Below are 14,959 nucleotides of genomic sequence, written 5' to 3' on the forward strand. Positions count from 1 at the left end.
TAATAGCTGCATATAGGGAAGAGAGAGCCTAATGTCGAGTAATACCGTCGCGCAGTTCGCTACCGAGCTGAAAATGCCTGCCAATGTGCTGCTGGATCAGCTGCGCTCGGCCGGCGTTGACCTCAAATCGGTCGACGATTCCGTCACCGACAGCGACAAGGCGAAATTGCTCGAATCGCTGCGTCGCGCCCACGGCGCGACCGAAGGCAAGAAGATCACCCTGACGCGCCGCCAGACGTCCGAAATCCGCCAGGCGGATGCCACCGGCCGCTCGCGCACGATCCAGGTCGAAGTGCGCAAGAAGCGCGTGTTCGTCAAGCGTGATCCCTCCGAAATCGCCCTGGAACAGGCCGCGTCCGCGCGCGCCGAAGATGACGCAGCCGTCGATGAAGCGCCGCAGGTGTCGGCGCCCGTCGTCCCCGAGGCTCCTGCCGCGGCCGCTCCTCGCGAGGCCGCTCCCGTCCAGGCCGAGGCTGTTGCCCCTGCCAAGGCGGAAGAGCCCGTTGTTGCAGAAGCGCCCGCGCCGGTTGAAGCGCCCGCGCCTGTTGAATCCGTCGCGGCCGAAGCGCCCGCTCCCGTCGAGGCGAAAGCCGCCGAAGTCCAGGCCCAGCCTGAACCCGAACCGACGCCGGCGCCTGCTCCTGCCGAGCCCGTGGCCGAAGAGGCCAAGCCCGAAGTCAAGACTGAATCCACCGAGCCCAAGGCTGAAGAAGCCAAGCCGGAACCCGTTGTGCTAGCCAATAAGTCCGAACCATCTACCTCCCAGGCCGCCGCGCCTGTCGCCCAGGCTCAGCCTGCTGCGAAGTCCGAACCCGTCAAAACCGCCGCGAAGCCCGAGCCCGCCGCGCCTGCCGTCAAGGTAGGCAACCGCGCGGACAACCGTCGCGCAGGCCCGCCTCTCGCCGCTTCCGCCGCGCCGGCAGCCCGCGATGAGGCCCGCCGCAAGGCCGAGGCGGAAGCCGCCGCGCTGCGCGAGATGCTGAACCGTCCGCGCAAGGTGCTGCGCGCTCCCGAACCGGAAGCGCCCGCCGCCGCGGCGCCGATCTCGGGTACGCTGCACAAGCCGGCCGGCAAGCCGGGCGCCACGCCTGGCGCCAAGAAGGACGCCAAGCCCGCCGCTCCCGGCGCGAAGAAGACCATCAAGACCGCCGAAGTCGCTTCGACCTGGTCCGACGACGCCTCGCGCAAGAAGCCCGCGGACAAGCCGGCAGCCCCGGCCAGCCGCGACGGCTGGCGCGCGGGCGGCAAGGGCGGCGGCAAGGGCGGCCGAGGCGGCCGCAACCAGCAGAACGATCGCCGCAACGAGCCGGCGCCGCAGGAATTCATCGCGCGTGAAGTCCACGTGCCGGAAACCATCAGCGTGGCCGACCTGGCCCACAAGATGTCCGTCAAGGCCGCCGAAGTCATCAAGCACTTGATGAAGCTGGGCCAGATGGTCACCATCAACCAGGTGCTGGACCAGGAAACGGCCATGATCGTGGTCGAGGAACTGGGCCACGTGGCGATCGCCGCCAAGCTGGACGATCCGGAAGCCTTCCTGGACGAAACCGCCAGCGTGTCGGAAGCCGAACAGATGCCGCGCGCCCCGGTCGTGACCGTCATGGGCCACGTCGACCACGGCAAGACCTCGCTGCTGGACTACATCCGCCGCGCCAAGGTTGCCGCGGGCGAAGCCGGCGGCATTACGCAGCACATCGGCGCCTACCACGTTCAGACCGAGCGCGGCATGGTGACCTTCCTTGATACCCCGGGCCACGAGGCGTTCACCGCCATGCGTGCCCGCGGCGCCAAGGCCACCGACATCGTCATCCTGGTCTGCGCGGCCGACGACGGCGTGATGCCGCAGACCCGCGAAGCCATCCACCACGCGAAGGCCGCAGGCGTTCCGATGGTCGTGGCCATGACCAAGATCGACAAGCCCTCCGCCAACCCCGACCGCGTCAAGCAGGAGCTGGTTGCCGAGGAAGTGGTGCCGGAAGAATACGGCGGCGACGTGCCGTTCGTGTCCGTGTCGGCCAAGACCGGCGAAGGCATCGACGATCTGCTCGAAAACCTGCTGCTGCAAGCCGAAGTGCTGGAACTGAAGGCCCCGGTCGACGCGCCCGCCAAGGGCCTGGTGATCGAAGCCCGTCTCGACAAGGGCCGCGGCCCGGTCGCGACCATCCTGGTGCAAAGCGGCACGCTCAAGCGCGGCGACGTGGTGCTGGCCGGCGCAAGCTTCGGCCGCGTGCGCGCCATGCTGGACGAAAACGGCAAGCCGATCCAGGAAGCCGGTCCGTCCATCCCCGTGGAAATCCAGGGCCTGACCGAAGTGCCGGCCGCGGGCGACGAACTGATGGTGCTGTCCGACGAGCGCAAGGCGCGCGAAATCGCGCTGTTCCGCCAGGGCAAGTTCCGCGACGTCAAGCTGGCCCGCCAGCAGGCCGCCAAGCTCGAGTCCATGTTCGACAACCTGGGCGAGGGCACGCAGACCCTGGCCCTGATCGTGAAGACCGACGTCCAGGGTTCGCAGGAAGCGCTGGTGCAATCCCTGACCAAGCTGTCGACCGACGAAGTGCGCGTGCAGGTCGTGCACGCTGCCGTCGGCGGCATCTCGGAAAGCGACATCAACCTGGCCATCGCCTCGAACGCCGTCGTCATCGGCTTCAACGTCCGCGCCGAAGCCAGCGCCAAGAAGCTGGCCGAGAACAACGGCATCGACGTGCGCTACTACAACATCATCTACGACGCCGTGGATGAGGTGAAGGCAGCCATGTCGGGCATGTTGGCGCCCGAGAAGAAGGAAGAAGTCATCGGCTTGGTCGAGATCCGCGAGGTCTACAGCATCTCCCGCATCGGCAATATCGCCGGTTGCATGGTGCTGGACGGTCTGGTGCGTCGCGATTCGCAAGTCCGCCTGCTGCGCAACAACGTGGTCCACTGGACCGGCCAGCTCGATTCGCTGCGCCGCTTCAAGGACGACGTCAAGGAAGTCAAGTCGGGCTTCGACTGCGGCCTTACGCTGCGCGGCAACAACGACATCCAGGTGGGCGACCAGCTGGAAGTCTTTGAAATCAAGGAAATCGCGCGTACGCTGTAAGGCGTCCGCGAGGCATTTTTTCTAATGAGCCGTCACAAGTCCAAAGCCATCCCCGGCCGCAATCTGCGGCTGGCCGACCAGATCCAGAAGGATCTGGCCGGGATCATCCAGCGCGAGATCGACACGACCCGCGCTGGACTGATCACGCTCTCCGGTGTGGAACTGTCGACCGACTACGCGCACGCAAAGGTGTATTTCACGGTTCTGGGCGCCGAGCCCGAAGCCGCGACCGCCTTGCTGAACGAAAAAGCCGGTTGGCTGCATTCGCAGCTGTACAAGCTGCTGCACATCCACACTGTCCCTACTTTGCGTTTCTTCCACGACGAGCAGATCGCCCGTGGCATTGAGATGTCGATTCTGATCGACCGCGCAAACCGGCCCGGCCCGCACTCGGGCGTGCCCGACGAACCTGAAGACCAGTCCTGATCGGGCTGTCGTCACTGCTTTAAACCGGATTCCGACGATGGCTAAACGACGCGGGCTTACGCTCGACGGTGTGCTGTTGCTCGACAAACCCGTAGGTTTGTCGAGCAACCACGCCCTGCAACGCGCCAAACGTGCCATGGACGCGGCGAAAGCCGGCCACACGGGCACGCTGGATCCCTTCGCCACCGGCCTGCTGGTGTGCTGCATGGGCCGCGCAACCAAGATTTCCGGCGCGATGCTCAACGCCGACAAGGCATATCGCGCTACGCTGCAATTTGGCTCCGAAACCGACTCGGGCGACCTGACCGGCAATGTGGTGTCCACCGCCGAGCCTGGGTTTACGGTGGATGAGCAGGCGCTGCGCGACGCGCTGTCACGTTTCTCGGGCACGATCGAGCAGATTCCGCCCATGTATTCCGCGCTCAAGCGCGATGGCAAGCCGTTGTACGAGTACGCGCGCGCCGGCATCGAGCTGGAACGGCCGCCGCGCCAGATCACGATTCACCGCATCGAACTGCTGTCCCTGAACGGGACCGAGGCAGAGATCGATGTGGCATGCAGTAAAGGCACATACATCCGGACACTGGCCCAGGACATCGGGCGCGTGCTGGGCTGTTACGCCCACCTGACGGCGCTGCGGCGCACGCACGTCGGGCCTTTTTCCCTGGAACGCGCCGTTGCGCTGGAAGCCTTGCAGGCCATGCCAGATCCCAAGCAGGCATTGCTTGCACTGAACGAATTGCCGGAGGGCTTGCTGCCCTCCACCCTGACCTTAAAGGACTCGCTATGACTCGCGCCTTGCGCAACGTCGCCATCATCGCCCACGTGGACCACGGTAAAACCACCCTGGTCGACCAGCTGCTGCGCCAATCCGGCACCTTCCGCGAAAACCAGGCGCTGACCGAACGGGTCATGGACTCGAACGACCTGGAAAAAGAACGCGGCATTACGATTCTGGCCAAGAACTGTGCCGTCGAATACGAAGGCACGCACATCAACATCATCGACACCCCGGGACACGCCGACTTCGGCGGCGAAGTCGAGCGCGTGCTGTCCATGGTCGACGGCGTGCTGCTGCTGGTGGATGCGGTTGAAGGCCCCATGCCCCAGACCATCTTCGTGACCCGCAAGGCACTGGCCCTGGGCCTGAAGCCGATCGTCGTGGTCAACAAGGTCGACCGCCCGGGCGCCCGCACCGATTTCGTCATCAACGCCACGTTCGACCTGTTCGACAAGCTGGGCGCCACCGACGAGCAGCTGGACTTCCCGGTGATCTACGCATCGGGCCTGTCGGGCTACGCGGGCCTGACCGCCGACGTGCGCGAAGGCAATATGCGTCCGCTGTTCGAAGCCATTCTCGAACACGTGCCGCAGCGTGAAGACGATCCCAATGGCCCGCTGCAAATGCAGATCATCTCGCTGGACTACAACAGCTACGTCGGCAAGATCGGCGTGGGCCGCATCAACCGCGGCCGCATGCGTCCCGGCATGGAAGTGGCCTACAAGTTCGGCCCCGAAGGCCAGGGCGGCCGCGGTCGCATCAACCAGGTGCTGAAGTTCCACGGCCTGGAGCGCGTCGTCGTGGACGAAGCCGAAGCCGGCGACATCGTGCTGATCAACGGCATCGAAGACCTGGGCATTGGCTGCACGGTGACCGACACCGCTACCCAGGATGTGCTGCCGATGCTGCGCATCGACGAGCCCACCCTGACCATGAACTTCATGGTGAACACCTCGCCGCTGGCCGGCCGCGAAGGCAAGTTCGTGACCAGCCGCCAGCTGCGCGACCGCCTGGACCGCGAACTGAAGTCCAATGTGGCGCTGCGCGTGCGCGACACGGGCGACGACACGGTGTTCGAAGTGTCGGGGCGCGGTGAACTGCACCTGACCATTCTGCTGGAAACGATGCGCCGCGAAGGCTACGAGCTGGCTGTGTCGCGTCCGCGCGTGGTGTTCAAGGACATCGACGGCGTGAAGTGCGAACCCTTTGAATCGCTGACCGTCGACGTCGAAGACGCCCACCAGGGCGGCGTGATGGAAGAGCTGGGCCGCCGCAAGGGCGACCTGCAGGACATGCAGCCGGACGGCCGTGGCCGCACCCGCCTGGAGTACCTGATCCCGGCCCGCGGCCTGATCGGCTTCCAGAACGAATTCCTGACGCTGACGCGCGGCACCGGCCTGATGAGCCACATCTTCCACGAATACGCGCCCATCAAGGAAGGCTCGATCGGCGAGCGCCGCAACGGCGTGCTGATCAGCCAGGACCATGGCGACGCCGTGGCCTACGCCCTGTGGAAGCTGCAGGATCGCGGCCGCATGTTCGTGAACCCGGGCGATGCGCTGTACGAAGGCATGATCATCGGCATCCACAGCCGCGACAACGACCTGGTCGTGAACCCCATCAAGGGCAAGCAGCTGACCAACGTGCGCGCCTCGGGTACCGACGAAGCCGTGCGCCTGGTTCCGCCGATCCAGATGTCGCTGGAGTATGCCGTGGAATTCATCGACGACGACGAACTCGTGGAAATCACGCCCAAGTCGATCCGCCTGCGCAAGCGCTTCCTGCTGGAAAACGAGCGCAAGCGCGCCGCGCGCGAGTCCGCCGTCTAAAGGACTTGCGCGGAGCGCTGCTTCGCGCCGGTTCAGAAAAAACGCAGCCCTCGGGCTGCGTTTTTTTGTTGCGCGGTGTTCTATCCGCGCGCCTTTCAGCGGCGGCCCGCAGCCACCGCACCCGGCAAGCGCAGTACCGCGTCCAGCAGCCTGGCGGCGAACTCCTGCGCCGCCCGGCTGCGCGATGCTTCCTTGCGCCACAGGATGGCCGCGCGGCGGATGGTGGTCGGGTCGGTGAGCGCGATGCTCTTCAATGCGGATCCTGCCGCGCCGGCGGCATGCTCGGCGGCGATGGTCGCCAGTTCTCCCTGCCGGCACAGGTGGATCAGCGCGTCCACCGATTCCATTTCCACCCGCACCTCGGGAGCCAGCCCGGCCTGGGCGCAGGCTGCATCTATCATGCGGCGCGTGGCGAAACTGCGGGGCAGCAGCGCCAGCGGCACACCCGCAAGGTCGCGCATGCGCAGGCTGCGCCGCGAGGCCAGCGGATGGTTCTTGCCCACCACCACCTGCAGGCGCTCGTCGAACAGGGGCTGCGCCTCAATCTCTTCGCGCAGCGCCGGATGGAAGGAGATGCCCAGGTCCAGCTGGCCGCTGACCAGCAGGTCCTCGATGGGGCCGGCCCGCAAGTCGCGGACGTGAACTTGCACCTTGGGAAAGTCCAGGCTGAATCCCGCTACCGCGTCCGGCACGAAATGGGTCAGGAACGTGGGGATGACGCCTATGGTCAGCGATCCGGCCTGCAGGCCCGCCAGATCCGCCAAAGCCATCTTCCCCGCTTCGATTTCCTGCAAGGCCCGGCTGGCGTGGTCGCGCAGCACCCGGCCCGCTTGCGACAGGCGCAACCCCCTGCCAATACGGTCGAACAAGGGCATGCCCAGTTCTTCCTCCAACTGCCGCAAGCCATGCGACAGGGTGGATTGGGTGACGTGCAGGGCGTCCGCCGAGCGGGTCAGGTGCTCGGTTTCCGCGACGCTGAGAAAGTAGCGTAGCTGGCGCAATTCCATCGGCGGGACTCCTGGTGCAAAGCCGGAACGGACGGTTAATGATGGGCGATTTATTATTCGATGGTATCGAATAATAGGTGCAATATAAATCATTGGATGAAAAACCGACCGGGCCCTAATCTTGTCTGCATCACTCACGCAGGGCTTCAGGCTTTATGACTTCCGTTTCGACTCAGGCTCCGATCACGCCAGACGACGCCTCCTGGCGCATCGAGCGCATCCACGCGAGGATCGTCGACATCCCGACGATCCGGCCGCACAAGTTCTCGTTCGGCGCCATCAACCGGCAAAGCCCGGTCATCGTGCAGCTCTGGCTGGCCAACGGCGCCTGCGGTTTTGGCGAGGCGGCGACGATAGGCGGGCCGTCGTGGAACGAGGAGTCGCCCGAAACCATTCTGCATGCGATCCAGAACTACCTCGCTCCGGCAGTGGCCGGGGCGGATGCGCGCCGGTTCGCTGAACACATCAACCGTCTCGATGCCGTCTGCAAGGGCAATGCCTTTGCCAAGAGCGCCGTTGAAATGGCGCTGATCGATGCGGTGGCGCGTAGCCTCGGCGTGCCGGCCTGGCAGTTGCTGGGCGGCAAGCGCATTGAGCGCCTGCCGCTGGCCTGGACCTTGGCCAGCGGCGATTCGCAGCGTGATCTGGATGAAGCCGAGCAGATGATGCAGGCGCGCCGCCATCGCCTTTTCAAGCTCAAGATTGGCGCGCGCAGCCCGGCCGATGACGTGGCCCACGTGGCGCGCATCGCGCGCGGCCTGGGCGGCCGCGCCGACATGACGGTGGACGTCAACCAGGCCTGGGACGGCAACACCGCGCGCCGCTATCTGCCGCAATTGGTAGAGGCCGGCGTGACCTTGATCGAACAGCCCGTGGCGAAGTGGGACGTGCAGGCCTTGCGCGAGGCGACGCAGTCGCTGGGCTCGGCCGCGCTGATCATGGCGGATGAGACCGTGTGCTCCGCGCAGGACGCCTTCATGCTGGCCTCGCAGCGCGCATGCCATGTGTTTTCCCTGAAGGTCGCCAAGCACGGCGGCCTGCTGCGCACGCGCGAAGTCGCGGCAGTGGCGCAAGCCGCCGGGCTCGGCTGGTACGGCGGCACCATGCTGGAGACCTCGCTGGGCAGCGCGGCGTCCGCGCATGTGTTTGCCACGCTGTCGGACCAGCACCACGGTTGCGAACTGTTTGGCCCGCAGCTGCTGGTCGACGACATCGTCGAGCAGCCCATGGCCGTGCGCGACTTTGAACTGCAATTGCCCGACGGCCCCGGCTTTGGTGTCGTTGTGGATGAAAAGCGGCTGGAGCGCTTCGACCGCGCCAGGGCTGGCCTGACGCCCGCCACGGTCGACTTTGGCCGCCGCGGCGAGGCTGCCGCGACCTGACCCACCATTTTCCCGATCATTCCAAAAAGCAGGAGACGCATCATGGCTGAATTTACCCAGCAACAACTACTGGACCTGGTCAACAGTTCCCAGGTCAATCCCGGCAACGACCGGGTCCGGCAGATTTCGCAGCGCATCGTGTCGGACCTGTTCCGCGCGATCGACGATCTCGACATCAAGCCCGACGAGTTCTGGGCGGGCGTGGATTGGCTCGCGCGCCTGGGCGCCAGCGGCCAGATGGGATTGATCACCGCGGGCCTGGGCTTTGACCGCCTGATCGATATCCGCGAGGAAGAGGCCGACGAGGCCGCCGGCCGCGCCGCCGGCACGCCGCGCGCCATCGAGGGACCGCTCTACATTGCGGGCGCCCCGCTGTCCGACAGCGAAGCGCGATTGGACGAAGATCCCGTGCCGGGGACCGTACTGGTGATGGAAGGGCAGGTGCGCGACGTGGACGGCCAGCCCGTCGCTGGCGCGCTCGTCGACGTCTGGCATGCCAACGAGCTGGGACGCTATTCGCATTTCGATCCGGACCAGAAGGACTATCACCTGCGCCGCAAGATCAAGACCGACGCGCAGGGCCGCTACCGCTTCCGCAGCTTCATTCCGCCGGGTTACGCGATTCCGCCGAACAGCCCCACGTCCGAACTTTTCGAGGCATTGGGCCGCCATGGCAACCGGCCAGCCCATATCCACTTCCTGGTGGCCGCCGAAGGCCAGCGCACCTTGACCACGCAGGTCAACATCCCGGGCGACACCTTCCTGGACGACGACTTTGCCTTCGCCACGCGCGACGGCCTGGTGGTCGAACTGCAGCCGGGCACGCCGCCCGCGGGCTATGAGAGCCTGGGAGTGAACGCGCCGTTCACGCGCGTCTGTTTCGACTTTGTGTTGCAGCCGGCGCTGGACGCCGACGAGGCCCGCCCGCAAGCCCGCATGGACCGCGCCACCGCCTGAACGATGCCCAAGGCGGCGCCCGCTCGCGGCGCCGCCACATTCCCCCCAACCACCTAGAACAACCCGCAGGCGCGAGGCCGGGTTCGGCCGCGCCATGGAGACAACCAACATGACCGCGACTTCCAGCTGGTCGATACCCACGCTGATCGACCAGGAGCGACTGGGCGCCTTTCAATGGCGTGTGCTGATCCTGTGCTTTCTGATCGCGCTGTTCGACGGCTTCGACACTCAGGCGATCGCCTTCACCGGGCCCGCGATCCTGGCCGCCTTCGATCTGAAGGCAGGCGCGCTGGCGCCCATTCTGACCACCGGCATCGTTGGCATGACGGTGGGCGCGATGACCCTGGGCCTGATCGGCGACCGCATCGGCCGCCGTCCGGCCATCATGCTGGGCCTGGCCCTGTTCGGCCTGTCCACGTTGGCCACGGCCTGGGCTACCGACACCAGCCACATCCTGGTGCTGCGCTTCATCGCCGGCCTGGGCATGGGCGGTTGCACGCCGGTGCTGCTGGCGCTGGCCGCCGAGTACGGCCCGGCCCGTTTGCGCGGCGCCATCATGACCGGCGTGCTGCTGGGCTTGCCCGCAGGCGCCATGCTGGGCGGCCTGCTGGCGGCCCGCATGCTGCCCGTCATCGGCTGGGAAGGCATCTTCGTGGTGGGAGGCCTGGCGCCCCTGGCGCTGCTGGCCGTCGCCGCCCTGATGCTGCCCGAGTCGCTGTACTTCAAGGCCACGCGCCGCGATCCGGAGAGTCAGCGCTATATCGCGCGGATTCTCTCGACGATATCGAGCCGCAAGCTGGGCGCGGACACGCAGTTCACCGTGCCGGAGGAATCCGTCGCGCGGGCCGGCGTGGGCGCGCTGTTCGCGGACGGCCACGGCGCCAAGACCGTGGCGATCTGGGCGGTGTACCTGCTGAACTGGGTCGCGTGGTTCATGCTGCTGTCATGGCTGCCCACGGTGCTCAAGGCCGCGGGCTTGCCCGCCGAGCAGGCGCCCATGGGGACGGTCATCGTCAATGCCGTCTTCATCATCTGCGCGATCCCGTTGTCCTTCATGTTGCCGCGCCTCAACACCCGGCGGCTGCTGGGCGGCATGTTCGCGCTGGGCATCGCGGTGGCCGTCGGCCTGAGCCAAACCGGCGACAACTGGACGCTGGTCTTCATCCTGGTCGGCGCGGCCGGCTTCGGCATAGGCGGACAGCAGATCGCGCTGAATTACCTGGTCGTGGGCGCCTACCCCACTGCCTTGCGCGCCACCGCCACCGGCTGGGCCATCGGCATGGGGCGCGCGGGAGCGATCGCGGGTTCGGCCATCGGCGGCAGCTTCCTGGCCTGGGGCGGGCCTTCGGGATTTTTCATCGCGCTGGCCATCCCCCTGGCGGTCGCGGCGCTGGCGGTATTGAGCCTCAAGCTCAAGCATGCGCGGCCCGAGGGCGCGCTGTCCGCGGCGCATTGATACAGCAAAGGACGACACAAGCATGAACACACATCTACGTTTCGAGGGCCAGGTGGCCCTGGTCACCGGCGCGGCTCAGGGCGTGGGCCGGGCAACGGCCCGGCGCCTGGCAGCCGAAGGCGCGCACGTGGTCGTGGTGGACCGGGCCGAGGAGCAGGGCGCTGCCGTGGCCGGGGAAATCCGGGCAGCGGGCGGACGCGCCAGCTTCGTGCAGGCCGACCTGGAAACCCATGCGGGCGCGCAGTCCATGGTGCGGGCCGCGCTGGCAATCAACGGTCGCATCGACGTGTCGGTACACAACGTGGGCGGTACGATCTGGACCCGGCCGTTCTGGGAGTACACGCCCGAGCAAATGCAGCGCGAGGTCAACCGGTCGCTCTGGCCCACGCTGTGGTCCTGCCGCGAAGTCATACCTGTGATGCGGGCGCAGGGCGCGGGCGCCATCGTCAACGTGGGGTCGAACGCCACGCGCGGCATCTACCGCGTGCCGTACTCGGCGTCCAAGGGCGGCGTGCACGCGGCCACCGTCTGCATGGCGCTGGAGCTGGCGAAGTCCGGCGTGCGCGTCAATTGCGTGTCGCCGGGCGCGCTGGACAACGGCGTGCGCGCGATCCCGCGCAACCACGAGGCGCCGTCCGCGCAGGAGACCGCGTGGGTGAGCGAAATGTATGCCTCCTGCCTGCGCGACACGCCGCAGGACCGACTGGGGCTGGCCGAGGAGGTCGCCGCGGCGATCTGCTTCATGGCTGCGCCCGAGGCTTCGTACATTACCGGGCAGATCATGTACGTGGCGGGCGGCGACATCGGCTGAACGGTCTGAGCCGCCTGGGGCCGGTTCGCCAACTGGTGTGGAAGTTCATTGAACATGCAACTTTGGTCATTGAATTTGAAATGTAGCCTCGCTGCATGGCAGTGCGCTTCTACTCGAGGGCGGACGCAAGGCTGGGTCGCCATCATGGCTTTTTGCCGCCTTGCTCCGCCAAGATAGATTCTCTAGCGAGTTGTTCCCGCTTCTCGATCAGGAAGTCCATCAACGCCCGGATCTTGGCCGGCATCTGCGCGCGCGAGGGCACGTAAAGGAAGAACCCTGGGAACGTCCTGCACCAGGGCGCCAGCACCCCCGCTAGCGAGCCCTCGGCCATATGATGTCGCACGCACAGATCGATGTGCTGCACCAGCCCCACCCCTTGCAGAGCGCCGCGCAACATGCTCTCGTCGTCATTGAAAACGGCATTGCCCTGCGGCTCGAACACCACCGTGCGCGCCTTGGTGTCCGGTGAAGTGAACGACCAACGGTCGATGGTTCCACTGGATGTGAAGCGGTAGGCCAAGCAGTTGTGCCGCATCAGGTCAGCCGGGGTTTCGGGTATGCCGTGGCGCGCGAAGTAAGCTGGAGATCCGACGATGGCGTACTGAAGGGGAGGCGTGACCGGCACCGCCACCATCCCTTCATCCAGACTCTCACCGAGGCGTAAACCGACATCCAACCCCTCGGCCACGATGTTGGTGAAACCGTCGTCCATTACCAACTCTAATCGCAGCTTTGGGTAGCGCGCCAGAAGTTCGCCCATGTACGGCTCGATCAGCAGCCGCGCTGCGATGCGCGACGAACTCAAGCGGATCAATCCCGACGGCTCGGCATGCGCCTCGCCCAATTCCGCCACTGCTCGCTCAATTGCGGTGAGCGCAGGTTGCAGAACGTCCAGCAGGCGCCGGCCTTCCTCGGTCAGCGACATATCCCGCGTCGTGCGGTTGAGCAGCCGCACGTTCAAGCGCTGTTCCAGCCCCTTGAGGTGCTGGGATAGCGCGGCCCGCGTCACGTCCATCTCCGCCGCAGCCTTGGTAAAACTGCGATTTCTGGCGATATGGGCAAACCACGTCAGAGATGAGGCGAGGGAGGGTTCGATTGGCATTTGTTTAGATTAACTAATCATTCATGTCTTGAAAAGCCTATTTATCAAATGCAATGGCGTCCTTACCATTGGATCCTGTCTATGTCGTCTGCCGACGATTTTTCATTCCTGACTGGAGAACCTCATGCCCAATGTCTCGTTCAAGAACCTCAACGGCCAAGGCATTACCATGGCCGCCATCATCAATTTCCCGGCCGGTTTTGATGAATCCAGGAAGTACCCGGCCGTCGTTGTCTCCCACCCTGGTGGCGGCGTGAAGGAGCAGACCGCAGGTCTCTATGCCAAGAAACTGGCTGAGAACGGCTTCATTGCCATCGCCTTCGACCGCTCCTACCAGGGCGAGAGCACCGGCGAGCCGCGCCAGCTGGAGAACCCCTACATCAGCACCGAGGACGTTAGTGCCGTTATCGACTACCTGACCACGCTGCCTTACGTGGATCAGGACAGGATCGGCGCCATGGGCATCTGCGCTGGCGCGGGCTATAGCGCCAACGCCGCCATCAACGACCGCCGCATTAAGGCGCTGGGCATGGTGAGCGCGGTGAACATCGGCCAGATGTTCCGCAACGGTTGGGAGAACACGGTCAAGGACGCCGACGCGCAGCCCTACCTCGAAGCCGGCTCCGCGGCGCGCACGGCCGATGCGAGCAATAACGACAGGGCCACCATACCGCTGGCCCCGCTGAAGGAAGAAGACGCGCCCAATGCCGAGCTGCGTGGCGCCTGGGAGTATTACCACACCCCCCGTTGCGAACACCCCAACGCGCCCGGCTTCACCCTGGCACGCAACCTCACGCAAATCATCACCTACGACGCCTACCACTTGGCCGAGGCTTTCCTGACCCAGCCCATCTTGGCCGTCGCCGGCAGCAAGGCGGGCAGCAAGTGGATGAGTGACGACCTGATCGCTCGCGCCGCCAGCATCGACAAGACGCTGCACGTTGTCGAAGGTGCCGACCACATGGACCTGTATGACGTGCCCCAGTACGTGGACGAGGCTGTCTCGAAGCTGGTGCCTTTTTTCCGGGCCAAGCTGAAGTAAGCCACTGAACCAAGGCACGGTGCGGGGCAGATAGTCCCCCTCCGTACCGAACAAGGAGTTCAACATGAGCGCCATCCAAACCGTTACTTACCAGAACCTGGGCTGGCAAACCGCAGCCGACATCCACCTGCCCCCCGGCTTTGACGAGAGCAGGAAGTACCCCGCCATCGTCAGCACGCACCCCATCGGCAGTTGCAAGGAGCAGACCGCCGGCAACATTTACGCCAAGGGGCTGGCCGAAGCGGGCTTTGTCGTGCTGGTGCATGACGCGAGTTTCCAGGGGGCCAGCGGCGGCGCGCCGCGCTTCATCGAAGATCCGGCCATCCGCGTCTCCGACATCCGCTTTGCGGTGGACTACCTTCAATCGCTGTCCTACGTGGATGCCGAGCGCATCGGTGCCATCGGCGTGTGCGGCGGCGGTGCCTACACGGTACATGCCGGTATCACCGATCAGCGCCTGAAGGCGTTGGTTTCGATCACGGGCGTGAACTATGGCCGGCTGATACGTGAGGGCTTCGCACAGTTCAAACCGCGCGAACTAGCCGCCAATATTGCGCAGATGCGCACGGCCCAGGCCCAGGGCGCCGCCCGGGATGCAGCGAACCTGCTGCCGGAGTCAGTGGGTGCCGCGAAGCAGGCCGGCATCACCGATATCGATGTGCTGGAGGCCACCGACTACTACAAGACCGCGCGCGGCCAACAGCCCAATGGCGCAACCAGCCAGCTTATGTCGTTCAGCGGTGCGGCGATGGGTTGGGACGCTTTCCTGCACGCCGAGGTGCTGTTGACCCAGCCGCTGATGGTGGTGATCGGTGACAAACCGGGAGGTTTCGGCGCTTTCCGCGACGGCTGGGAAATCTACAGCCGTGCCGCCTCGACGGACAAGCACATCGTTGTCGCCGAGGGCTGGTCGCACTACGACCTGTACGACAAGCCCGAGCCGGTGGCCATTGCCATGGGCAAGGTGGTGCCGTTCTTCAAGGACAGGCTCTGAAACAGGCGGTGGGGCAACTGGTCGCTGAATCACTGCTCTACAAGGGGCCAGGTTTCCAACTTAAATGAACTCCAACAAGTGGTGCAGGCTCAG

General features: G+C 65.4%; 12 protein-coding genes. 10 read left to right on the plus strand and 2 right to left on the minus strand.

What is annotated here, in order from left to right; all coding sequences use genetic code 11:
• Nucleotides 1–31: 31 nt before the first annotated feature.
• Genes infB through typA form a run of 4 tightly spaced genes read left to right on the plus strand, consistent with a single transcriptional unit; the run spans nt 32 to nt 6,115 of the window.
• The gene (infB, locus tag IPU70_RS07115) at nt 32–3,079 is read left to right on the plus strand and encodes a translation initiation factor IF-2 (RefSeq protein ID WP_207466103.1); all 3,048 of its coding nucleotides are present in this window, start codon (nt 32–34) and stop codon (nt 3,077–3,079) included.
• Between the two features lie 24 nt (nt 3,080–3,103).
• Nucleotides 3,104–3,505, plus strand: a complete 402-nt coding sequence (gene rbfA, locus IPU70_RS07120) for a 30S ribosome-binding factor RbfA (RefSeq protein ID WP_006388333.1) — start codon at nt 3,104–3,106, stop codon at nt 3,503–3,505.
• A 37-nt stretch (nt 3,506–3,542) separates the two neighbouring features.
• The gene (gene truB, locus IPU70_RS07125) at nt 3,543–4,295 is read left to right on the plus strand and encodes a tRNA pseudouridine(55) synthase TruB (RefSeq protein ID WP_207466104.1); all 753 of its coding nucleotides are present in this window, start codon (nt 3,543–3,545) and stop codon (nt 4,293–4,295) included.
• Nucleotides 4,292–6,115, plus strand: a complete 1,824-nt coding sequence (typA, locus tag IPU70_RS07130) for a translational GTPase TypA (protein WP_207466106.1) — start codon at nt 4,292–4,294, stop codon at nt 6,113–6,115. The genes truB and typA overlap by 4 nt, the downstream gene beginning before the upstream one ends.
• 95 nt (nt 6,116–6,210) lie before the next feature.
• On the opposite strand, the gene cynR is transcribed toward typA, so the two are convergent.
• A complete protein-coding gene (gene cynR / locus IPU70_RS07135) occupies nt 6,211–7,122 on the minus strand; it encodes a transcriptional regulator CynR (RefSeq protein WP_207466108.1) in 912 nt (303 codons plus the stop codon).
• Between the two features lie 155 nt (nt 7,123–7,277).
• Between cynR and IPU70_RS07140 the strand changes: the two genes are divergently transcribed.
• The 4 genes from IPU70_RS07140 (at nt 7,278) to IPU70_RS07155 (ending at nt 11,728) form a co-directional block, all read left to right on the plus strand.
• The gene (locus tag IPU70_RS07140; protein ID WP_207466110.1) at nt 7,278–8,504 is read left to right on the plus strand and encodes a muconate cycloisomerase family protein; all 1,227 of its coding nucleotides are present in this window, start codon (nt 7,278–7,280) and stop codon (nt 8,502–8,504) included.
• Nucleotides 8,505–8,546: 42 nt separating this feature from the next.
• Nucleotides 8,547–9,461, plus strand: a complete 915-nt coding sequence (locus tag IPU70_RS07145; RefSeq protein WP_207466111.1) for a dioxygenase — start codon at nt 8,547–8,549, stop codon at nt 9,459–9,461.
• A gap of 109 nt (nt 9,462–9,570) precedes the next feature.
• Nucleotides 9,571–10,917 (plus strand): MFS transporter, encoded by a 1,347-nt coding sequence (locus IPU70_RS07150; protein ID WP_207466114.1) that lies wholly within the window; start codon nt 9,571–9,573, stop codon nt 10,915–10,917.
• 22 nt (nt 10,918–10,939) lie between these two features.
• Nucleotides 10,940–11,728 (plus strand): 1,6-dihydroxycyclohexa-2,4-diene-1-carboxylate dehydrogenase, encoded by a 789-nt coding sequence (locus IPU70_RS07155; RefSeq protein WP_207466116.1) that lies wholly within the window; start codon nt 10,940–10,942, stop codon nt 11,726–11,728.
• A gap of 142 nt (nt 11,729–11,870) precedes the next feature.
• On the opposite strand, the gene IPU70_RS07160 is transcribed toward IPU70_RS07155, so the two are convergent.
• Nucleotides 11,871–12,830, minus strand: a complete 960-nt coding sequence (locus IPU70_RS07160) for a LysR family transcriptional regulator (protein ID WP_207466118.1) — start codon at nt 12,828–12,830, stop codon at nt 11,871–11,873.
• Between the two features lie 124 nt (nt 12,831–12,954).
• Between IPU70_RS07160 and IPU70_RS07165 the strand changes: the two genes are divergently transcribed.
• Together IPU70_RS07165 and IPU70_RS07170 are read left to right on the plus strand one after the other, a co-directional pair.
• Entirely contained in the window at nt 12,955–13,872 is a 918-nt protein-coding gene (locus tag IPU70_RS07165; protein WP_207466120.1) for an alpha/beta hydrolase, read from the plus strand.
• Between the two features lie 64 nt (nt 13,873–13,936).
• The gene (locus tag IPU70_RS07170; RefSeq protein ID WP_242702362.1) at nt 13,937–14,866 is read left to right on the plus strand and encodes an alpha/beta hydrolase; all 930 of its coding nucleotides are present in this window, start codon (nt 13,937–13,939) and stop codon (nt 14,864–14,866) included.
• Nucleotides 14,867–14,959: the final 93 nt, after the last annotated feature.

The sequence above is a fragment of the Achromobacter sp. SD115 genome (assembly GCF_017355315.1).
In the GTDB taxonomy this organism is placed as follows: Bacteria; Pseudomonadota; Gammaproteobacteria; order Burkholderiales; family Burkholderiaceae_B; genus Achromobacter; species Achromobacter xylosoxidans_B.